The organism is Kitasatospora sp. NPDC088779 (genome assembly GCF_040685395.1).
Lineage (GTDB): Bacteria > Actinomycetota > Actinomycetes > Streptomycetales > Streptomycetaceae > Kitasatospora.
On record NZ_JBFBHW010000016.1, the window covers coordinates 61385 to 80931 of the forward strand.

Below are 19547 nucleotides of genomic sequence, written 5' to 3' on the forward strand. Positions count from 1 at the left end.
GGGCCGGGGGCCCAGGCCTGTCCGGCCTAGATCTGGTTGGTCGGCCGGCGGGTGTCGGCGAGGATCTTCATGACCTCGTCGATCTCGTCGGTGATGTGGAACAGCTCCAGGTCGTGCGGGGCCGCCTTGCCCTGCGCGACCAGGGTGTTCTTCAGCCACTCGTAGAGGCCGCCCCAGTACGCGCTGCCGAAGAGGATCACCGGGAAGCGGGTGACCTTCTTCGTCTGCACCAGGGTGAGCGCCTCGAACAGCTCGTCCAGCGTGCCGAGCCCGCCGGGCAGGACCACGAAGCCCTGGGAGTACTTCACGAACATCGTCTTGCGGACGAAGAAGTAACGGAAGTTCAGCCCGAGGTCGACGAACTCGTTGAGGCCCTGCTCGAAGGGCAGCTCGATGCCGAGGCCGACGCTGAGGCCGCCGGCCTCGGAGGCGCCGCGGTTGGCGGCCTCCATGGCACCCGGACCGCCTCCGGTGATCACCGCGTAGCCGGCCTCGGCGAGGGCCCGGCCGATGGCCACGCCGGCCTCGTACTCGGGCGAGTCGGCCGGGGTCCGGGCGGAGCCGAAGACGCTGATCGCGGGCGGGAGTTCGGCGAGGGCGCCGAAGCCCTCGACGAACTCGGAGGTGATCCGCAGCACCCGCCACGGATCGGTGTGCAGCCAGTCGGTCGGGCCGGTGGTGTCCAGCAGCCGCTGGTCCGTGGTGCTCGTGCCGACCTGGTCCCGGCGCACCAGCACCGGGCCCTTCTGCTTCTCGGGCCAGGCCTTCTTCTTCCGCGGCACGCCGACCTGCTCGGGGCCGTGTCCGTAGTGCTTCTCGTCTCCTGTGCCTGTCATGACGAAACCCTACGTCCGGTGATCCCGGTTTTCAGGCAACAGGGGAAGGTCGGTTGGGCGACCGGAAGATGGCGCTCAGCCGATGATCGGCCGGTCGGACCGGCCGATCATCGGAACGGCACCTCAGCTGGTCAGCCAGGCCCGCAGCCGCTCCTCGGTCTCCGCGATGGCGCTCAGCGAGCAGTGCTCCTCCCGCTTGTGCGCGAGGTTCGGGTCACCGGGGCCGTAGTTGACCGCCGGGACGCCCAGCGCGCTGAACCGGGCGACGTCGGTCCAGCCGAACTTGGCGCGGGCCTGGCCGCCGGTGGCCTCCAGGAAGGCCTGGGCGGCCGGCTGGGCGAGCCCGGGCAGCGCGCCCGGGGCGAAGTCGGTGACGGTCAGCTCGAAGCCGTCGAAGACCTCGCGCACGTGCTTCTCCGCCTCCGCCTCGCTGCGGTCCGGCGCGTAGCGGAAGTTGACCGTCACGACGCACTCGTCCGGGATGACGTTGCCGGCCACGCCGCCGTCGATCCGGACGGCGTTCAGGCCCTCCCGGTACTCCAGGCCGTCGATCTCCACCCGGCGCGGCCGGTAGTCCGCGAGCCGGGTGAGCACCTCGGCGGCGTGGTGGATGGCGTTGTCGCCGAGCCAGCTGCGGGCCGAGTGCGCGCGCACGCCGGTGAGCCGGATCTGCGCCCGCAGGGTGCCCTGGCAGCCGCCCTCGACGACCGCGCCGCTCGGCTCCATCAGCACCGCGAAGTCGGCGGCCAGCCAGTCCGGGCGCTCCCTGGCGAGGTGGCCGAGGCCGTTGCGGTGGGCCTCCACCTCCTCGCAGTCGTAGAACACGAAGGTGAGGTCGCGGTTGGGCTCGGGCAGGGTGGCGGCGAGCCGCAGCTGGACGGCGACGCCGGACTTCATGTCCGAGGTGCCGCAGCCGTAGAGCAGGTCCCCCTCGACGTGGGAGGGCACGTTGTCGGCGATCGGCACGGTGTCCAGGTGGCCGGCGAGCAGGACGCGCTCGGGGCGGCCGAGGGTGGTGCGGGCGACCACGTTGTTGCCGTACCGGTCCACGGTCAGGTGCGGGTAGCCGCGCAGCGCGGTCTCCACGGCGTCGGCGAGCGCCTGCTCGTCGCCGCTCACCGACGGGAAGTCGACGAGCCGGGCGGTCAGCGCGCCGCCGTCGAGGGTGAGGTCCAGGGGCGTCGGGTTCGGGCTGCTCATGGCGCCAGCCTAGTCCGCGTGGCGTGCACCCCGTGTGGCGCTTCCGTGACGCGGCGCGCGCGGGCCCGCCCCGGAGCGAGCGGACCGGCAACCGCAACCGGGTGGCGCCGCACACCCGTCCGAGTGGGTACGGTGTCGGATCAAGAAGCAAGGCGCGAGAGGGGCGACGGTGGCCAGGAGAAAGAGCGGCGAGGAGCTGGGCGAGGAGTTGGCGCCCCCCCGCCGCGGTCCACTGCGCGCGCTGTTGCTCGTGATCGTCGGCCTGCTCGGCCTCGCGCTGGTCGCGGGACTGGCCGTGGTCGGCATCTGGTGGTTCGGCTTCAAACAGGGCGAGCCCGAGGGCTGCTCGGTGAAGACCGCGGCCGGCAGCGGCACGCTGGAGCTCCCGCAGGCGGCCAACGCCGCGACGATCGCCGCGGTGGCGCGCTCGCGCGGACTGCCGGACCGGGCGACGACGATCTCGCTGGCCACCGCGATGCAGGAGTCCAAGCTGCGCAACCTCGCGGGCGGCGACCGGGACTCGATCGGCCTGTTCCAGCAGCGGCCCTCGATGGGCTGGGGCACGGCGCAGCAGATCGGGGACCCGGTCTACGCGACCAACAAGTTCCTGGACGGCCTGGTCAAGGTGCCCGGCTACACCCGGCTGCCGCTGACCGACGCGGCCCAGGCCGTGCAGAAGAGCGGCTACCCGCAGGCGTACGCCAAGCACGAGACCAAGGCGACGCTGCTCACCTCGGCGCTGGCCGGCCGGGAGCCCGGTTCGTTCTCCTGCGTGGTGCACGACTACGCCAAGCCGGATCCGGTCGACTCGCCCTCCCCCACGGCGGGCTCCACCGTCTCCCCGGCCGCCGTCCAGCCCACCGCCGCGGACCGGGCCCAGGTGCTGTCCGACCGGGTGCGCCGCGAGTTCGGCCGCACCGTGACCCCGGCCACCGGGTACGCCTCGACCATCAAGGGCGCCGAGAACGCGGTCTCGCTCACCCCGGACCCGTCCGCCGCCGCGCTGACCTCCTCGACCGACGGAACCGACGACGGAATCACCGCCGAGCGGGCGAGCGGCTGGGAGGTCGCCCACTGGGCGGTCGCCCAGGCCCAGCAGCTGGGCATCGCGACGGTCGCCTACGACGGGAAGATCTGGCGCAAGACCAAGTCGGAGGACGGCTGGCAGCCGCAGACCTCCGGGACGTCGACCAAGCTCGTTCAGGTCACCCTCGCCACGTCCGACAAGGGCTGACGCACTGACGTTCGGGTGGCCGCCGGACGGGTGAATCCGGTCAACCCCGGTGGACCGGGAGCCCGCCGTGGCGGCCCCGCCGGAGAACCGTCACTCCCCTTGCCCGGCGCCGGGCCCACGGGGCCGCACGGACCCCGCCAGGCGCCGTCACGGCGGTCCTACGATCCGATGGTCGGTCAGACACTTTCCTGGTCCAGGCCGAAACCATCTGGCTTCTCAAGCGGTAACACCGTCAGTCCGCCCGGCGGACGTGACGGACCCAGACCCTCCGAGGAGCCCCATGTCTCACCCCCTCACGCGACGGATCGCCAGCGCCGCGCTGCTCGTGGCGGCCGGCGCGACCCCGCTGGTCGCGGCCGGCTCCGCGTCCGCCCTGGGCGGCGACGCCCTGCTGCCCAAGAGCGACCTGGCCGCGCCGCTGGGCCAGCTGACCAACACCGACACCGGTTCCACCCTCCAGCACACCACCCACCAGCTGGGCCAGGCCGCCGGCAGCACCGGCGCCGCCACCGTCGCCGCGGGCGTACCGGCCTCCGCCGACGCCGCCGGCAACATCGTCGCCCACCAGCTCCCCGAGGCGAACGAGAAGGCCAGCTCGCTGACCGCCCCGGTCGACCAGACCGCCGCCACCACCGGCCAGCTCTCCGCCGTCACCCCGAAGGTCGCCTCCGCACTGGCCGGCAAGCTCGGCGAGGCCGTCACCGGCAAGGGCGTCGGCACCCGCAGCGCCGCGGCCAGCCCGGTCGGCGGGCTCGCCCAGACCGGCGCCATCGCCAAGGGCCTGCCCGGCGCCGACAAGCTCGCCGGCGCCGTCCCCGGCACCAACGCCGTCACCGACGCGCTGCCGCTCGGCTCCGTCGCGCGCGCGCTGCCCGCCCTGCCCGGCACCGACGTCCTGGGCCTGGCCGAGCACGGCTCGGCCAACCGCCTCGGCGGCGCCGACCTCGGCCCGAACAACCCGCTGTCCGGCCTCACCGGCGCGCTCGGCCCGATCGGCGGCCTGCTGGGCGGCGTGAACGGCGGCAGCATCAGCGGCCTGCCGCTGTAACCCGCCCCGGGTACGGCGAAGGGGCCGGTGTTCCGCTCTCGGAACACCGGCCCCTTCGGCGTCGGTCAGCGGGCCGCGTTCAGCCGCTCCACGGCCGCGGCCACCCGCTCGTCGGTCGCGGTGAACGCGACCCGGACGAAGCGCTCGCCGGCCGGCCCGTAGAAGTCGCCAGGCGCCACCAGGATGCCCAGTCCGGCCAGCTCGGCCACGGTCTCCCAGCACGGGCGGTCCTGCGTCACCCACAGGTAGAGGCTCGCCTCCGAGTGCTCGACCCGGAAGCCGTACGCCTCCAGCGCCGCCCGCAGCGCCGAGCGCCGGGCCGCGTACCGCTCCCGCTGCTCCGCCACGTGCGCGTCGTCCGACAGCGCCGCGATCGTCGCCGCCTGGACCGGCGCCGGCACGATCATGCCGCCGTGCTTGCGCACCTCCAGCAGCTCCCTGACCACCACCGGGTCGCCCGCCACGAAGGAGGCGCGGTAGCCGGCCAGGTTGGAGCGCTTGGAGAGCGAGTGGACGGCCAGCAGGCCCTCGTGGCCCGCGCCGCAGACGTCCGGGTGCAGGACCGAGACCGGCTCGGCGGACCAGCCCAGCTCCAGGTAGCACTCGTCGCTGACCAGCAGCGCCCCGTGCTCCCGGGCCCAGGCGACCGCCCGGCGCAGCTCGTCCGCGCCGAGCACCCGGCCGGTCGGGTTGGACGGCGAGTTCACCCAGAGCAGGCGGACCCGCGAACCGTCCAGCTCGTCCACCGAGTCGTACTCGACCGGCTCCGCGCCGCACAGCCGCGCGCCCACCTCGTACGTCGGGTAGGCCAGCCGCGGGTAGGCGACCTGGTCGCCCGGGCCGAGGCCGAGCTGGGTCGGCAGCCAGGCCACCAGCTCCTTGGAGCCGACGGTCGGCAGCACGGCCTGCGGGCCGATCTCGGCGCCGCAGCGGCGGTGCAGCCAGCCGGCGATCGCCTCGCGCAGCTCCACCGGGCCCCACACCGTCGGGTAGCCCGGCGTGTCGGTGGCGGCGGCCAGCGCCTTCTGGATCACCTCGGGGACCGGGTCCACCGGGGTGCCCACCGAGAAGTCGCAGAGACCGCCCGGGTGGGCCAGCGCGGTCGCCTTGTACGGCTCCAGCTTGTCCCAGGGGAAGACCGGCAGGAGGTCGGACAGCCTTCCTCGGCCAGATGGGCGGCGCGCCGCCCCCGGGTGACCCGGGAACGGCGCGCGCGTGCTGTTGGTGTTCACAGCTCAGATGCCACCGATCGTCAGTGGTCGGCGTTCTGCGGCGGCAGAGCGGCGATGAAGGGGTGGTCGCGCTCGATCAGGCCCAGCTTCGAGGCGCCACCGGGCGAACCCAGATCGTCGAAGAACTCGACGTTCGCCTTGTAGTAGTCCTTCCACTCCTCCGGGGTGTCGTCCTCGTAGAAGATCGCCTCGACCGGGCAGACCGGCTCGCAAGCGCCACAGTCGACACACTCATCCGGGTGGATGTAGAGCGATCGCTCGCCCTCGTAGATGCAGTCAACCGGGCACTCTTCGATGCACGCCTTGTCCTTCACGTCGACACAAGGCTGCGCGATGACGTAGGTCACGCTGTCGTTCCTCCTCGGAAGGGCCGTGGCGGCCCGTTCTGTTCTGCTCGCGTGCGCGGTGAGCGCGGCGTCGTCGATGCCCGCCCCTAGTATCGCGGGTCGGAGACCGCAAATGCACAGGAGGTGCCCAGATGACGGCAGGCGGCCCGGCCCAGGACCGTCCGGAGGTCCGGATAGATCGCTCTGACGTGGGACGACGCGTGTCCGTCCGGCGCCTCTCGGGGTTCGTGGACGACCGGCCGGTGTTCCGGGATTCGATCGGCGTGCTCACATCGTGGGACGATCATGGACTGACGGTCGCTCCGCGGACCGGCGTCCCCGTCTCCTTCCCCGAGAAGCTGCTGGTCGCGGGCAAGGTCGTGCCGCTCTTCCCGGCCCGGCGCGCACCGCTGCCCGCCGCCACGCCCGTCGAACTCCAGCGGATCGCGGCCCGCGGCTGGCCGGCCGTCGAACAGGAGCCGCTCGGCGCGTGGACGCTGCGCGCCTCGGCCGGGTTCACCCGCCGCGCCAACTCCGTCCAGGCGCTCGGTGACCCCGGACTGCCGCTGCCCGACGCGCTCACCGCCGTCCGCCGCTGGTACGCGGCGCGCGGCCTTCCCGCGTACGTCGAGGTGATCACCCCGGGCTCGCCGGACGAGCTGCGGGCCGAGCTCGACCGGCTGGGAGCCCGTTACGCGCCCACCCTGGTGCGCACCGCCCCGCTGGCCGGGCTCGCCCGGGCCGGCTCCGGGCCCGAGCGGGTCCGGCTCGCCCGGACCGCCGACCCGGCCTGGCTCTCGCTCTACCGCCGGGTCGGCGAGGACGAGGCGCTGGAACGGGCCGCCCGGCAGGTGCTGCACGGCGGGCCGTCGGTCTGGTTCGCCACCGTGCCGGGCGCCCCCGGACAGCCGCCGCTGGCGATCGGACGCTGCGTCGTCGACGGGCCCTGGGCCTGCTTCGGCGCGATCGAGGTCGCGCCGTACGCCCGGCGGGCCGGGCTGGCCACGACCGTCATGGCGGTGCTCGCCGCCCGGGCCGCCGAGGAGGGGGCGACCGGTGGATACCTCCAGGTCGAGGCGGACAACACCGGGGCGATCGCGCTCTATGACGGACTCGGCTTCACGACCAGTCACACTTACCACTACGCCCTTCTCCCCCAGGGGTAGCACCGCCCGCCCGCACCGCCGCCCCGCCCGCCCGCCGCTCCTCGCCCGCCGTTCGCCCGCCCGTCGTACGAAAGCCGTCGCCGTCACCGTGACCGAGCAGAGCAGAGACCGCTTCCGGACCGCCGCCCGCGCCGAGCATCCCGACCCGGTGCTGCTCTGCCTGCTCGCCGCCGCCGAACACGGCCCGGTCCTCGACCCGGACGACCCCGGGGAACCGCCCAGCGTGGACGCCCTGCTCGCCGCCTGCGAGGCCGCCCTCGACCGGCACGCGAGCGCCGTCCGGCTCGCCGTCGCCGAACGCGCCCCCGCCGGCCCGGAGGAGACCGCCGCCCTGCTCGCCGCCGTCCTCGGCGGGCGGGAACGCTTCCACGGGCGGCAGTCCGACTACCGGCGGCTCGAATCCTCGCTGCTGCCCGACGTGCTGCGGCGGCGGCGCGGACTGCCGATCATGCTGTCCCTGGTGTGGATGGCGGTCGGGCGGCGAGCCGGGCTCGCCGTCCACGGCATCGCGCTGCCCGGCCACGTCATCGTCGCCGTCGGCGGGCCGGGCGGCGGCGACGAGTACGTGCTCGCCGACCCCTTCCACGGCGGGCGGCTGCTCGACCCGGACGACGCCGAACGCCTGGTCCGCGGCGCCGGGCAGGAGTTCAACCCCGACCTGCTCACCCCCGCCCAGCCGCTCGACCTCGTGCTGCGCGTGCTCGGCAACATCCGCGCCTGGGCCGCCGACCGCCCCGAACACGCCCGCACCCAGCTCTGGGCCACCGAACTCGCCCTCCTGCTGCCCCGCCACCCCGCCCAGCTCCGCCTCGAACGCGCCGAACTCCTCGTCCGCACCGGCGACTTCCTCGGTGGCTCGGCCGAGATGGACGCCTTCGCGCAGATCCTCGACACCTTCGACCCCGACACCGCCGCCAAGGTCCGCCAGGAGGCCCGGGCCGCCCGGCACCGGCTCAACTGACGACCGCCCGGGAACTCGCTCGGAGCCAGTCGGGGGCGCGCCCAGAACCAGCCGGGGGCGCGCTCGGAGTCAGCCGGGGCGCGCTCAGAGCCAGCCCTTCTCCCGGGCGATCCGCACCGCCTCGGTGCGGTTGCGGGCCTCGGTCTTCTGGATCGCCATCGACAGGTAGTTGCGGACCGTCCCCTCCGACAGGTGCAGCCGCCGCGCGATGTCCGCGTTCACCGCCCCGTCCGCCGCCGCGCCCAGCACGTCCCGCTCGCGCGCCGTCAGCGGATTCGCCCCCTCCGCCAGCGCGGCCGCCGCCAGCACCGGATCGATCACCCGCTCCCCGCGCAGCACCCGCCGGATCGCCTCCGCCAGCTCCGAGGCCGGCGCGTCCTTCACCAGGAACGCGTCCGCCCCCGACTCCATCGCCCGCCGCAGGTACCCCGGCCGGCCGAAGGTCGTCGCGATCACCACCCTCGTCCCCGGCGCGTTCCGACGCAGCTCGGCGGCCGCCTCGATGCCCGTCATCCCCGGCATCTCGATGTCCAGCACGGCCACCTGCACCTCGTGCGCCAGCACCGCCGCCACCACCTCGTCCCCGCGCCCCACCTGCGCGACGACGTCGATGTCCCCCTCCAGCCCGAGCAGCGCCGCCAGCGCCTCCCGGACCATCCCCTGGTCCTCGGCGAGCAGCACGCGGATCAGGGCCCCGTTCTGAATGTCACTCATGGCCACGACCTTAGAGGGGCGCCGGAGAGGCCGCGGAAGGTATTCGCCTGGCTCGCCGAAGGCCTGCGGGCCAGACTGGCGGCATGCTGAACCTGGAACGCCTCCGCCCGGACCACGCCGACGCCCTGCTGGCCTTCGAGCGCGCCAACCGCGCCTGGTTCGCGCGGACCGTTCCGGACCGCGGTGACGCCTACTTCGCCGAGTTCCCGGCCCGCCACGCCGCCCTGCTCGCCGAACAGGACTCCGGCGTCTGCCGGTTCCACGTCGTCCTCGACGCGGCCGGCGCCGTCCTCGGCCGCGTCAACCTCGTCGACATCACCGACGGCACCGCCGAACTCGGCTACCGCGTCGGCGAACACGCGACCGGCCGGGGCGTCGCCACCACCGCCGTCGCCCACCTCTGCCGGCTGGCCGCCGCGGACTACGCCCTCACGTCGCTGACCGCCGTCACCACCCTCGACAACCTCGCCTCCCAGACCGTCCTCACCCGCAACGGCTTCGCGGTCGTCGCCGAACTCACCCTCGACGACCGCCCCGCGCTCCGGTTCGGCCGCGCCCTCACCGACGGCCGGCCGTCGGCATAGGAAACCGGCGCGGGAAGTCGGCCTGGCCGACTTCCCGCGCCGGACGCGGGTCAGAGCCAGCGCTGCGCGGCCTCGACACTGTCGGAGCCACTGGTGTTGAAGGCGATGGCGGCCTGCGGGGCGTGGCGGCGGACGAGGTTGACGACGAGCTCGAAGAAGGGCAGGGCGGGTTCGGGCTTGCGGATGCCGCCGCCGATGACGACGACGTCCCAGTCCCGGTCGGCGAGGGCGGCGGTGATCGCGGGCCCGGCCGTCTCGTCGGGCGCGACCAGGGCCATCTCCGCGTCGATGCCGTGGTCGGCGAAGCGGGCGAGTTCGGCGTCGAGGACGGCCCGCAGGCCGTCGCCGTCCATGCCGGGGACGGTGTGCGGGTCGAAACCGAGGATGAGTGCGGTAGCCATGCCGGGGAGGACGGTCAACCCGACCGGCCGGGTTCCGTGCCGGCCGGCGCGGTGACCGTCCGCAGCGGGACGAAGGCCCGGAGCCGGAAGCCCCGGCCCCGCTCGCCCGGCCCGGCCTCCAGCCGCCCGCCGACCAGGGCCAGCCGCTCCTCCAGGCCCGAAAGCCCGTTGCCCGGCTGGGACTTGCCCGGTCCGCGCCCGTTGTCGGCGATCTCCAGGACGGCGTAGCGCTCGCCGCCGCCCTCCCAGCTCTCGTCGGCCGTGACGGTGCAGACGGTGGCGCCCTCGCCGTGCCGGACGATGTTGGTGACGGCCTCGCGCAGTGCCCAGGCCAGCGCGCCCGCCTCCTCGTCGGCGAGCCCCGGCCAGGTGTCGGCCAGTTCCGGCGCGGCCTCCAGCCGGACCTGTGCGGCGGCCAGCGCGGTGCGGGCGGCGGCGAGTTCGACCGGCAGGGTGGGGCGGCGGAAGCCGGTCACCGCCTCCCGGACGTCGATCAGCGACTGCCGGGCGACCTGCTCGATGTCGGCGACCTGCGCCCGCGCCGCCTCGTCCTTGCCTGCGTCCATGAACCGCCCGGCCAGTTCGCTCTTCAGCGTGATCAGCGACAGCGAGTGCCCGAGCAGGTCGTGCAGGTCGCGGGAGAGGCGCAGCCGTTCCTCGGAGGCGGCCAGGTGGGCGACGGCGGCGCGGGCCTCGCGCAGTTCCTTCATGGTGGCGACCAGCCGCTGCATGCCGGTCATCGCGGCGCCGGCGAGGAAGGAGGTGAGGGCCAGGGTGGGGATGGTGTCGCCGCCGGCGTGGCTCAGCACGCCGACGGTGGCGGTGAGCGCGGCCATGGCGGCGACACCGGGCAGCGCGTAGCGCACCGGCAGGATCACGGCGACGCACACCGAGGCGTAGGTGAAGAGGGTCAGGAAGGCCTCACCGAGGACGAAGGCCGAGACGCTCGCGAGCACGACCATCATCGCGACGATCAGCCGACAGGCCCGGGGCCGCATCCCGACCATCGAGCGGAAGATCACCAGCAGGACGTAGCTGCCGACGAAGACCGCCAGGCAGAGCCAGCCGAACACCCGGGCGGCCGTCCCGTGCCCGCCGTGCAGCAGGTTGCCCACCGGGTAGGCCAGGTAGATCGTCCACAGCAGCATCCAGCTGACCTTGACCAGCAGCTGCCGCCTGGTCTCGATCGGCGAGCCCGGGACGGTCATGAACGACGTGCGCGCCGGACCCGCCTCCGGCTGCTCGTCGGATCGGCGGGTCTGGCGCGGCTCGGTCATGCCGGTCATCATGCCTGGCGGGTGTCGCGGCGGTACAGCGCCGCCGCGGCGACGACGAACACCGCGAGGAAGGCGGCCAGCCCGGCGACCGCGCCGGTGTCCAGGGAGTGCCCGGGCTGGGTGAACGCGGCCAGCTGGTTGTACAGGTACACCGGGTTGAACCGGGCGAACTTCTCCAGCGAGCCGCTCACCGGGAACCACGTCCCGCCGAACAGCGCCATCACCATGTAGGTGATCATCACGATGGTCTGCACCGAGTCCGGCGCCGCCGCGTACCCGAGCGCGACCCCGAGCGCCGCGAACACGAAGCTGCCCAGCCACAGCGCCGCCGCCAGACCGGCCCACTGCGCCGCACCGAGCGACACGCCCTGGACCGCGCCGAGCGCGAAGACCACCAGGATCGCCGGCAGCGTGGTCACCGAGCTCGCGGCGATCTTGCCGAGGGTGTACGCCCGGCCGGGCAGCGCGGTGAGCCGCAGCTGGCGCACCCAGCCGCTCTTGCGCTCCAGCGAGATCCGCTGCGCGCTGCCGGTGAGCACCGCGCCGACCGCGCCGAAGGTGGCCATCGAGACCATGAAGTAGGTCTTCGCCGACAGGCCGCCGGCCAGTGGGGAGGAGCCGTAGGCGTGGGTGAAGAAGAAGTACATCAGCGCCGGGAAGGCGATGGTGAAGACCAGGTAGCGCCGGTTGCGGAAGGTCCGCAGGATCTCCAGCCGGATCAGGGTGGTCATCGCACGGTCTCCTTCGCGTCCTCGCGCTGGTCCTGCGCGCCGGTGATGGTCAGGAAGGCCTGTTCCAGGCCGAGGCCGGTGACTTCCAGCCCGCGCGGGTACAGGCCCGCCCGGTAGAGCCCGGCGACGCTGGCGTCGGCGTCCGCGGTGCGGATCCGGACGGTCCGCACGCCCGGCACCCGGGCGGTGACGTCCAGGGACTGCACGCCCGGCAGCAGGCGCAGCACGCCTTCGTCGAACTCCCCGTCCGCGTCGTGGAGTTCGAAGGCGACCCGACGGGCTCCGGCGCGCGCCTTGATCTCGGCGGAGCTGCCGTCGGCGATCAGCCGGCCCCGGTGCAGGACGAGGACGCGGTCGGCGATCGAGTCCGCCTCCTCCAGGTAGTGGGTGGCGAACAGCACCGTGCGCCCGGCGTCGGCCTGCGCCCGCATGCTCGCCCAGAACGCCTGCCGGACGGTGACGTCCATGCCGGTGGTGGGCTCGTCCAGCACGATCAGGTCGCTGTCTCCCGCGATCGCGAGCGCGAAGCGGACCCGCTGTTCCTGGCCGCCGGACAGCTTGTCCGCCCGGCGCTCGGCCAGTTCGGTGATCCCGGCGTCGGCCAGCACCTCCTCGACCGACCGGCCGCGCGGGTGCACGTCGCGGGCGAGCTCGACCAGTTCGCGGACCTTGACGTCGGCCATCAGCCCGCCGCTCTGCAGCATCGCGCCGACCCGGCCGGCCGCGATCGCCTCCCGCGGGGTGCCGCCGAACAGCGTGACGCTGCCCTGGTCGGGCTGGCGCAGGCCGAGCAGCAGGTCAAGGCTGCTGGACTTGCCGGCGCCGTTCGGGCCGAGCAGGGCGACGGTCTCGCCCGGGCGCAGCACGAGGTTGAGGTCGTCCACGGCGCGCACCCGCCCGTAGCTCTTGCCGACGCCGCGGAAGGCGGCCACTTCGGTGCTCATCGTCCCGTTCTTCTCCCCTGGTGGTGTCGCGCCCGTGGTCGCGATCGGTGTCGCGATCGGTGTCGTTCGCACCACCTCAGAGTCCCGTGCGGGCGGGGTGCGGCGGCAGTGTCCGCCGTCGTGCCTTCGGTATGACGGATGTCATGGCTGCGGCCGGTACCCGGGTCAGGGGTACCGGCCGCACGACCGCAGGTCAGGCTGGGTGTCAGAGGCCCAGCGCGCGCTTCACGAAGTCGACCTGGAGCAGCAGCAGGTTCTCCGCGACCTCCTCCTGCGGCGTCATGTGCGTGACACCGGACAGCGGCAGCACGGTGTGCGGGCGGCCGGCCGCGAGCAGCGCGGAGGACAGCCGCAGGGTGTGCGCGGCGACCACGTTGTCGTCCGCCAGCCCGTGGATGATCATCAGCGGCCGCTCCAGCCCGGCGGCGTAGCCGGTCAGCGAGTTGGCCGCGTACACCTCGGGCCGCTCGGCCGGGTGGCCGAGGTAGCGCTCGGTGTAGTGGGTGTCGTACAGCTCCCAGTCGGTCACCGGCGCGCCGGCGACGGCCGCGTGGAAGACGTCGGGGCGGCGCAGCACGGCGAGCGCGGAGAGGTAGCCGCCGTACGACCAGCCGCGGATGGCGACCCGGCCGAGGTCCAGCGGGAACTCCTCGGCGAGCGCCTGCAACGCGTCGGCCTGGTCGTCGAGGGTGGCCCCGGCGAAGTCGAAGGCGATGGACTTCTCCCAGGCCGGGCTGCGGCCGGGGGTGCCGCGCCCGTCGGCGACGACCACGGCGAAGCCCTGGTCGGCGAACCACTGCGAGTTGAGGTGCGGGTTGTGCGCCTGGACGACGCGCTGGCCGTGCGGGCCGCCGTACGGGTCCATCAGGACGGGCAGCAGGCCGTCCCGCTCGCGGTCGTAGCCGGTGGGCAGGAAGACCGCGGCCGGGATGCGGCGCTCGCCGGCGAAGCGGAACACCGGGCGGGCGGTGATGACCGGGGTCTCGGCGTAGGAGGCGATGGTGGCGACGTCGTCGACGACCACGCCTTCGGGCAGGTCGCGGGCGACCTGGACGAGGGTGCCGGGCAGGTCGGGCTCGGCGGTGGCGCGCACGGTGATCCCGCCCGCGTGCACGGCGCTGGTGACGGAGGTGAACGGACGACCGTTGGCGGACTCCCAGCCGAGCCGCTTGCCGTCGTGGCTGATCCGGCCGACGGCGATCCAGCCGGGCTCGGGGTCGGTCTCCGCGGCGCCGCCGGAGGCGGTGAACAGCACCTCGGCGTCGGTGACGGCGACCACCGAGCGCAGGTGCAGGTCGGCCCCGGTGACGGCCTGGTCGCCGATCACCAGCGCCCGCACGCCGCCCTCGTCGGAGATCCGGACCAGCTTGCCGTCCGGGGTCCAGGCCGGGACGCCCTGGAACAGCTCCAGCCAGGCGTCGTCGCGCTCCTCGAACAGCACCTCGGTGGCGCCGGTGGCCACGTCGAGGCCGAGGACCAGCTGGCTGCGCTGGTCGCGGGCCTGGACGAGCAGCAGCGGCACGCCGCCCGCGGACCAGTGCACCCGGGCGAGGTACGGGAAGGCCGTGCGGTCCCAGACCACCTCGGTGCGGCCGCCGTCCAGGTCGAGCACCCAGAGGCCGACCTCGGCGTCGGCGGTGCCGGCGGCCGGGTAGGCGACCTCGGCGGGCTCGCGCTGCGGGTTGGCCGGGTCGGCGATCCACCAGCGGCGCACCGGGGTGTCGTCGGCGCGCTCGACCAGCAGCCGGTCGCCGTCGGGGGACCACCAGAAGCCCCGGTCGCGGCTCATCTCCTCCTGGGCGATGAACTCGGCCTGCCCCCAGGTGACGTTCGGGCCGTCGGGCTCGGCGAGCACCCGGTCGGCGGTGCCGTCGGCGCGGGTGAGGCGCAGTTCGCCGGCGGTGTTGGCGTAGGCGACGTGGCTGCCGTCCGGGGAGACCCGCGGGTCCAGCAGCGGGCCCTGGGCGGGCAGTTCAGCGGTGGCGCCGGTGGCCAGGTCGGCGGTGAACAGCCGGCCGGAGAGGGCGAAGGCGGCCAGCCGGCCGGCCGCGTCCAGGGCGTAGCCGACGATGCCGGCCGAGCCTTCGCGGCTGCGCTCGCGGCGGGCCTTCTCGGCGGGCGAGAGGTCCTCCTCGCCGCCGCCGAGCAGCACGGCCGGGTCGGCGGCGATCCGCTCCTCGCCGGTGGCGGTGTCGAGGGTCCAGAGCAGGTTGGCCCGGTCGCCGCCCGATCGGGAGCGCAGGAAGACGACCCGCGAGCCGTCCGGTGCGACGGAGAAGGAGCGGGGCGCGCCGACGGTGTAGCGCAGGGTCCGCGCGTACTGCCGGGGGAAGGTGTCCGCAGGGGTGTGGGAGGTCATGGCACCAGACCCTACGACGCCGTACTCCCGCTGCCGGGCGCCGGTGATCACTCGTTCGGAGCATCGTTCCCGAGTACGCCCCAAAGGCGCCCATACCCCCTCCGACCGGCCCATGCGCCCTACGAGTGCCTCCGTACCCCGGCGTGTGGAGACTCACCGAATGTAATGCTCCCCTTACTCATCGGGTATGACTGGTCGGGCGAGTGATCGTCGGGCCCGTCCCGGCCACGGTCGCCCGACCGCAAGTCCCGTACGGTCCCACCGTCACCCTCCCCAGGGGGTGGCGCACCCGAGAAGGGGTGTGAGCCGACATGGCTTTGTCCGTCTCCGCAGCCATGCTGATGCTGGTCATCGTGGTGGTACTGATCCGCCGCTCCGGGCTGAAGCTCGCGCACGCGATCATCTGCGCGCTGCTCGGCTTCTACCTGGCGTCCAGCTCGATCGCGCCGTCGATCAGCCAGGTCACCAGCAACCTCGCCGGGATGATCAACGGCCTGAAGCTCTGACCCCGCCACGGCGGTCGTTAGGCTTCCTCCCATGACCGCGACTACCGGCCGCCGCCTGCTCCTGGTGCACGCCCACCCCGACGACGAGTCGATCGGCAACGGCGCCACCATGGCCCGGTACGCCGCCGAGGGCGCCCAGGTCACCCTGGTGACCTGCACCCTCGGCGAGGGCGGCGAGGTGATCCCGCCCGGGCTGGCCCATCTGACGGCCGATCGGGAAGGCACCCTCGGCGCGTACCGGATCGGCGAGCTGACCGCGGCGATGCGCGCGCTCGGCGTCACCGACCTCCGCTTCCTCGGCGGCCCTGGCCGCTACCGCGACTCCGGGATGATGGGCCTGCCCGACAACGACGTGCCCGGCTGCTTCTGGCGGGCCGACCTCGACGAGGCGGCCGGCCACCTGGTCGCGGTGGTCCGCGAGGTCCGGCCGCAGGTGCTGGTCACCTACGACGAGAACGGCGGCTACGGGCACCCGGACCACATCCAGGCGCACCGGGTCGCGATGCGCGCGTACGAGCTGGCGGCCGATCCGGCGCACCGCCCGGAGCTGGGCCCGGCCTGGCGGATCGCCAAGGTGTACTGGAACCGGATGCCCCGCTCGGTGATCGAGGCCGGGCTCGCCGAGACCGCCGCCCGGGCGTCCTTCCCCGGGACGGCCCGGCCCGCCGACGTTCCCGGGGTGGTGGCCGACGAGGTGGTCACCACCGTGCTGGACGGCTCCGCGTACGCCGGGCGCAAGGCCGCCGCGATGGCCGCGCACGCCACTCAGATCACCGTGGACGGCGCCTTCTTCGCGCTCTCCAACGACCTCGGCCAGCCGCTGGTCGCCACCGAGTACTACCAGCTGGTACGCGGCCAGGCCGGGCCGGAGCGGCCCGAGGACGACCTGTTCGCGGGGCTGTCGCCCGCCGCCGACCCGCTGCCCACCGCCACCGCCACCGCCACCGCCGAGGAGAGCGTCCGATGACCGAGCCCGCCGCCGCCCGGCCGCCGCGCCGCTCGTTCCCGGCGGCCGTCCTCGGCACCCGCGGGGAACGGCTGGCCGAGCCTCAGCCCCCGCGCGCCACCCGGATCGCGGCCTACGTCCTGTTCTTCCTGCTGGGTGTCGCGGTGTCGGTCTGCGGATCCTTCGTGCAGGCCTTGTGGCCGCCCGTGGGGGTCCTGCTGGCGCTCGCGGCGACCGGCGCCACCTTCTACGGCGGCCTACGGGTCACCGGCACCCGGCTGGGCGCGGCACTGCCCGCGGCCGGCTGGTTCATGGCGATGCTGCTGGTGATCGTGCCCCGGCCGGAGGGCGACAACGTGCTGTGGTCCAACGCCACCTCGCTCGGCTGGCTGTTCGGCGGCTCGGTCCTGGGCGTGATCTGCGCCACCCTGCCGACCCGCGGCAGCTGGTTCCCGGGCGTGCCCGGCCCGCCGCGCTGAACCCGCCCGCGGGGCACGTACGCACCGCGCACGACGCGCAGTCAGGAGCGCGCGGCCGTACTCTCATACCGGAGGAACCGGACGTATCAGGATCTGTCCGAAGCCGTTCGCCGCTCTGTTCTTCCCAGTATGGTGGTCCCGCAGAACGCCGTACCCGACCGCCGCCCGCCCAGGCCCGGCGACCACGAACCGCGGTCGCGCCGCACGGCCCGCCCGCGAACCCGGAGCAGAGCAGCATTGAGCAGCCGCGAATCTGACAACGCCCACCCGACGCCCCGGCGTACGGGTCCGGACGCCTACCCGTCGGGCACCCCGCCCTACGGCACACCGGGGCTCCCGGGCGGCGACCGGGCCGGTGCCGCCCAGGGCGCCGCGTCGGGCGGCGAGGACGACGGCCCGAAGACCGAGACCACCCTGACGACCCGGGTCCGGATCAACATCCCCGGGTCGCGCCCGATCCCGCCGGTCGTGGTCCGCAGCACCGTCAAGAACGAGGACGGCCCGGGCGAGGAGGCCCCGGCGGCCGTCCCCGAGCCGGGCGGCCCGCGGCACCGGTCCGCGCCCTCCTCCCCCGTCCTCGGGGTGATGGAGGGCGGCGCCCGCACGGCCACCCCGCCGGAACTGCCGCCGGAGTGGCAGGTCCCGCCGATCCCGCCGGCGACGTCCGAGGCCGAGTCCACCGGCGCCTGGTTCCGGCCCCGGCAGAAGAAGGCCGAGCCGGCGCCGACCGCCGTACCGGCCGGTGCCCCGAACACCCCGGGCGCGCCGGAGGCCCCGGCCGCGCCCGCCGCCGCCGAGCCCCGGCCGACGGCCGCCCCGGCCCCCGGCGCCCGCCCGAACGGTGCCCGCCCCGCCCAGGGCGCGGCCCGTCCGAACGGCCGACCGGTGCCCGCCCAGGCCCAGGCCCCGAACCCGGCCCCGAATCCGAACGGTGCGCCGTTCCCCGCCGGCCCCGGTGCGCAGGCCCCGGCGGAGGAGCCCGGCGTGTACGAGGCCGCCTCCCCCTTCGCGCCGCCCACCGCCGACCCGTTCGCCCCGATGGCGCCCACGGCCGGAGCCCGCGGCCGGCGCGACGACCGCCCGCAGCAGGACGCCCAGCAGAACGGCGGCCGGCGCAACGGCCGGCAGTCCGACGGACGGCCGCAGCAGGGCCCGCGCCCGGGCGCCCGCCCGCAGGGCCCGGCGGCCGGCGCGACGGACCCGGAGGACACCTCGGTCGACGGCTTCGAGCCGATCCGCGAGGGCACCCCGCCGCCCGCCGCCATACCGGGCCTGCCGCAGAACGGCGCCGCGCACGGCGGCGAAGTCCGCCCGCAGCCCGGCCTGTTCGCCTCGGCCCCGGCCGGTGCCGACCCGTTCGCCGCCCAGCGCCCCGCCGCACCGGGCCAGGACGCCTTCGCCCACCCGGCCCCCGGCGGGCTCTTCCCCGGCGCCCCCGGTACCGCCCCCGGGCACCCGCAGCAGCCCGGACCGGACCCGGAGGCCACCGAGTTCACCCCGCTGCCGACCCCCGCCCCGGGCCCCCGGCCCGCACCGCAGCCGGCCAGGACCGAGTCCGCGCCCGCGCCCGCGCCCGCCAAGACCAAGGGCAAGGCCAAGCCGAAGGCCAGCGCCGGCAAGAAGCTGGTCAAGCTGGGCGTGTACGGCGTCGGCTTCGTGCTGTTCCTCGGCGCCGCCGCGTACGGCACCGGCCTGATGCTCAACCAGTCCGACATCCCCAAGGGCACCGTGGTGCTCGGCACCGACATCGGCGGCAACAGCCGCGACCAGGCGATCCACCAGCTCGACGAGACCGTCGGCAAGACCGGCCAGCAGCCGCTCAAGCTGAAGGTCGGCGACCAGGCGCTGAACCTCGACCCGACCGTCGCCGGGCTGAGCTTCGACACCACGGGCACCGTGGACGGCCTCGCCCAGCACAGCTACAGCCCGGTCGACGTCATCAAGTCGCTGAAGGGCGGCACCAAGGCGGTCGCACCGGACGTCAAGGTGGACCGGGCCAAGCTCAAGGCCGCCCTGGACACCCTGGCCTCCGGCTCGGGCCAGGGCCTTCAGGAGGGCTACGTCAAGTTCGCCGACAACGGCGACCCGGTCGTGGTGCCCGGCCGGGCCGGCCAGGCCGTCGACTCGGCGAGCGCCCTCGACGTGGTCGAGCAGGCCTACCGCGACCGCGCCGCCGGCAAGCCCGAGCAGCCGATCGCGCTCGCCGTGACGGCCGCCCAGCCCAAGGTCTCCCCGCAGGCCCTGCAAGCCGCCGCGGACAGCCTCGGCAAGTCCGCGCTCAACGGCAACGTGTACGTCCTGGCCGGCGCCAAGAAGTGGATCTTCGGCAAGCAGGTCGCCGCCAAGACGCTCACGCTCGTCCCGGACGCCTCCGGCAAGATCGTGCCCAAGTGGGACCTCGACGCGCTGAACGGCCAGCTGGGCAGCGTGTTCGACAAGGTGAAGGTCAAGAAGAACGGCCAGAGCGCCGCGATCACCCCGCAGGACGTCGCGGACGCCGTCACCTCGCTGCTCGACAAGACCGGCGAGAAGGACCGCACCTTCAAGTTCACCGTCGCCTGAGCAGCGACCGCACCGATCGGGGGGCGGGCCGGCATCCGGCC

Annotated in this window: 19 protein-coding genes; 9 read left to right on the forward strand and 10 right to left on the reverse strand. The window is 74.4% G+C overall.

What is annotated here, in order from left to right; all coding sequences use genetic code 11:
• Positions 1–26 precede the first annotated feature (26 nt).
• Positions 27–836, reverse strand: a complete 810-nt coding sequence (locus tag AB0P03_RS17565) for a TIGR00730 family Rossman fold protein (RefSeq protein WP_363586756.1) — start codon at positions 834–836, stop codon at positions 27–29.
• 123 nt (positions 837–959) lie between these two features.
• Positions 960–2036, reverse strand: a complete 1077-nt coding sequence (gene dapE / locus AB0P03_RS17570; RefSeq protein ID WP_363586757.1) for a succinyl-diaminopimelate desuccinylase — start codon at positions 2034–2036, stop codon at positions 960–962.
• Positions 2037–2205: 169 nt separating this feature from the next.
• On the opposite strand from dapE, the gene AB0P03_RS17575 reads away from it, so the two are divergent.
• Together AB0P03_RS17575 and AB0P03_RS17580 are read left to right on the forward strand one after the other, a co-directional pair.
• Positions 2206–3270 (forward strand): hypothetical protein, encoded by a 1065-nt coding sequence (locus tag AB0P03_RS17575; RefSeq protein WP_363586758.1) that lies wholly within the window; start codon positions 2206–2208, stop codon positions 3268–3270.
• A gap of 280 nt (positions 3271–3550) precedes the next feature.
• Complete coding sequence (locus AB0P03_RS17580) at positions 3551–4318, forward strand: hypothetical protein (protein WP_363586759.1); 768 nt, start codon at positions 3551–3553, stop codon at positions 4316–4318.
• A 65-nt stretch (positions 4319–4383) separates the two neighbouring features.
• Here AB0P03_RS17580 and dapC read toward each other — a convergent pair whose 3' ends face one another.
• The gene (gene dapC / locus AB0P03_RS17585; protein ID WP_363586767.1) at positions 4384–5475 is read right to left on the reverse strand and encodes a succinyldiaminopimelate transaminase; all 1092 of its coding nucleotides are present in this window, start codon (positions 5473–5475) and stop codon (positions 4384–4386) included.
• A 95-nt stretch (positions 5476–5570) separates the two neighbouring features.
• A complete protein-coding gene (fdxA, locus tag AB0P03_RS17590; RefSeq protein WP_030061559.1) occupies positions 5571–5897 on the reverse strand; it encodes a ferredoxin in 327 nt (108 codons plus the stop codon).
• A gap of 131 nt (positions 5898–6028) precedes the next feature.
• On the opposite strand from fdxA, the gene AB0P03_RS17595 reads away from it, so the two are divergent.
• Together AB0P03_RS17595 and AB0P03_RS17600 are read left to right on the forward strand one after the other, a co-directional pair.
• Entirely contained in the window at positions 6029–7042 is a 1014-nt protein-coding gene (locus AB0P03_RS17595; RefSeq protein ID WP_363629538.1) for a GNAT family N-acetyltransferase, read from the forward strand.
• An 88-nt stretch (positions 7043–7130) separates the two neighbouring features.
• Positions 7131–8003 carry a transglutaminase-like domain-containing protein gene (locus tag AB0P03_RS17600; RefSeq protein WP_363629540.1) on the forward strand — a complete coding sequence of 291 codons (873 nt, stop codon included), beginning with the start codon at positions 7131–7133 and terminating at the stop codon, positions 8001–8003.
• Between the two features lie 84 nt (positions 8004–8087).
• Here the strand turns inward: AB0P03_RS17600 and AB0P03_RS17605 are convergent, their stop codons facing one another.
• Positions 8088–8717: a response regulator transcription factor gene (locus AB0P03_RS17605; protein ID WP_063347943.1), complete on the reverse strand. Its 630-nt coding sequence runs from the start codon at positions 8715–8717 to the stop codon at positions 8088–8090.
• A gap of 83 nt (positions 8718–8800) precedes the next feature.
• Between AB0P03_RS17605 and AB0P03_RS17610 the strand changes: the two genes are divergently transcribed.
• Positions 8801–9301: a GNAT family N-acetyltransferase gene (locus AB0P03_RS17610; RefSeq protein ID WP_363629541.1), complete on the forward strand. Its 501-nt coding sequence runs from the start codon at positions 8801–8803 to the stop codon at positions 9299–9301.
• A 50-nt stretch (positions 9302–9351) separates the two neighbouring features.
• Here AB0P03_RS17610 and AB0P03_RS17615 read toward each other — a convergent pair whose 3' ends face one another.
• From AB0P03_RS17615 to AB0P03_RS17635, 5 genes are all read right to left on the reverse strand, one after another.
• Positions 9352–9702: a hypothetical protein gene (locus tag AB0P03_RS17615; RefSeq protein ID WP_363629543.1), complete on the reverse strand. Its 351-nt coding sequence runs from the start codon at positions 9700–9702 to the stop codon at positions 9352–9354.
• 14 nt (positions 9703–9716) lie between these two features.
• Positions 9717–10979 (reverse strand): histidine kinase, encoded by a 1263-nt coding sequence (locus tag AB0P03_RS17620; protein WP_363629545.1) that lies wholly within the window; start codon positions 10977–10979, stop codon positions 9717–9719.
• 8 nt (positions 10980–10987) lie between these two features.
• Positions 10988–11710, reverse strand: coding sequence for an ABC transporter permease (locus AB0P03_RS17625; RefSeq protein ID WP_363585413.1), 723 nt, complete (start codon positions 11708–11710; stop codon positions 10988–10990).
• Positions 11707–12654, reverse strand: coding sequence for an ABC transporter ATP-binding protein (locus tag AB0P03_RS17630; protein WP_363629547.1), 948 nt, complete (start codon positions 12652–12654; stop codon positions 11707–11709). Before AB0P03_RS17630 ends, AB0P03_RS17625 begins: the two co-directional genes overlap by 4 nt.
• A gap of 205 nt (positions 12655–12859) precedes the next feature.
• The gene (locus tag AB0P03_RS17635; protein WP_363585415.1) at positions 12860–15013 is read right to left on the reverse strand and encodes a prolyl oligopeptidase family serine peptidase; all 2154 of its coding nucleotides are present in this window, start codon (positions 15011–15013) and stop codon (positions 12860–12862) included.
• Between the two features lie 311 nt (positions 15014–15324).
• On the opposite strand from AB0P03_RS17635, the gene AB0P03_RS17640 reads away from it, so the two are divergent.
• From AB0P03_RS17640 to AB0P03_RS17655, 4 genes are all read left to right on the forward strand, one after another.
• Complete coding sequence (locus AB0P03_RS17640; RefSeq protein WP_063347949.1) at positions 15325–15519, forward strand: DUF2304 family protein; 195 nt, start codon at positions 15325–15327, stop codon at positions 15517–15519.
• 31 nt (positions 15520–15550) lie between these two features.
• Complete coding sequence (gene mshB, locus AB0P03_RS17645; protein ID WP_363629549.1) at positions 15551–16486, forward strand: N-acetyl-1-D-myo-inositol-2-amino-2-deoxy-alpha-D-glucopyranoside deacetylase; 936 nt, start codon at positions 15551–15553, stop codon at positions 16484–16486.
• Positions 16483–16944 carry a DUF6113 family protein gene (locus tag AB0P03_RS17650; protein ID WP_363629551.1) on the forward strand — a complete coding sequence of 154 codons (462 nt, stop codon included), beginning with the start codon at positions 16483–16485 and terminating at the stop codon, positions 16942–16944. The genes mshB and AB0P03_RS17650 overlap by 4 nt, the downstream gene beginning before the upstream one ends.
• A gap of 237 nt (positions 16945–17181) precedes the next feature.
• The gene (locus AB0P03_RS17655) at positions 17182–19506 is read left to right on the forward strand and encodes a peptidoglycan binding domain-containing protein (protein ID WP_363629552.1); all 2325 of its coding nucleotides are present in this window, start codon (positions 17182–17184) and stop codon (positions 19504–19506) included.
• Positions 19507–19547 lie beyond the last annotated feature (41 nt).

What these genes read in the sequence shown, in the direction of transcription:
- AB0P03_RS17565 (WP_363586756.1), bottom strand. Translation starts at nt 836, where the DNA reads ATGACAGGCACAGGAGACGAGAAGCACTACGGACACGGCCCCGAGCAG.
- dapE (WP_363586757.1), bottom strand. Translation starts at nt 2,036, where the DNA reads ATGAGCAGCCCGAACCCGACGCCCCTGGACCTCACCCTCGACGGCGGC.
- AB0P03_RS17580 (WP_363586759.1), top strand. Translation starts at nt 3,551, where the DNA reads ATGTCTCACCCCCTCACGCGACGGATCGCCAGCGCCGCGCTGCTCGTG.
- AB0P03_RS17595 (WP_363629538.1), top strand. Translation starts at nt 6,029, where the DNA reads ATGACGGCAGGCGGCCCGGCCCAGGACCGTCCGGAGGTCCGGATAGAT.
- AB0P03_RS17605 (WP_063347943.1), bottom strand. Translation starts at nt 8,717, where the DNA reads ATGAGTGACATTCAGAACGGGGCCCTGATCCGCGTGCTGCTCGCCGAG.
- AB0P03_RS17610 (WP_363629541.1), top strand. Translation starts at nt 8,801, where the DNA reads ATGCTGAACCTGGAACGCCTCCGCCCGGACCACGCCGACGCCCTGCTG.
- AB0P03_RS17615 (WP_363629543.1), bottom strand. Translation starts at nt 9,702, where the DNA reads ATGGCTACCGCACTCATCCTCGGTTTCGACCCGCACACCGTCCCCGGC.
- AB0P03_RS17620 (WP_363629545.1), bottom strand. Translation starts at nt 10,979, where the DNA reads ATGACCGAGCCGCGCCAGACCCGCCGATCCGACGAGCAGCCGGAGGCG.
- AB0P03_RS17625 (WP_363585413.1), bottom strand. Translation starts at nt 11,710, where the DNA reads ATGACCACCCTGATCCGGCTGGAGATCCTGCGGACCTTCCGCAACCGG.
- AB0P03_RS17630 (WP_363629547.1), bottom strand. Translation starts at nt 12,654, where the DNA reads ATGAGCACCGAAGTGGCCGCCTTCCGCGGCGTCGGCAAGAGCTACGGG.
- AB0P03_RS17635 (WP_363585415.1), bottom strand. Translation starts at nt 15,013, where the DNA reads ATGACCTCCCACACCCCTGCGGACACCTTCCCCCGGCAGTACGCGCGG.
- AB0P03_RS17640 (WP_063347949.1), top strand. Translation starts at nt 15,325, where the DNA reads ATGGCTTTGTCCGTCTCCGCAGCCATGCTGATGCTGGTCATCGTGGTG.
- mshB (WP_363629549.1), top strand. Translation starts at nt 15,551, where the DNA reads ATGACCGCGACTACCGGCCGCCGCCTGCTCCTGGTGCACGCCCACCCC.
- AB0P03_RS17650 (WP_363629551.1), top strand. Translation starts at nt 16,483, where the DNA reads ATGACCGAGCCCGCCGCCGCCCGGCCGCCGCGCCGCTCGTTCCCGGCG.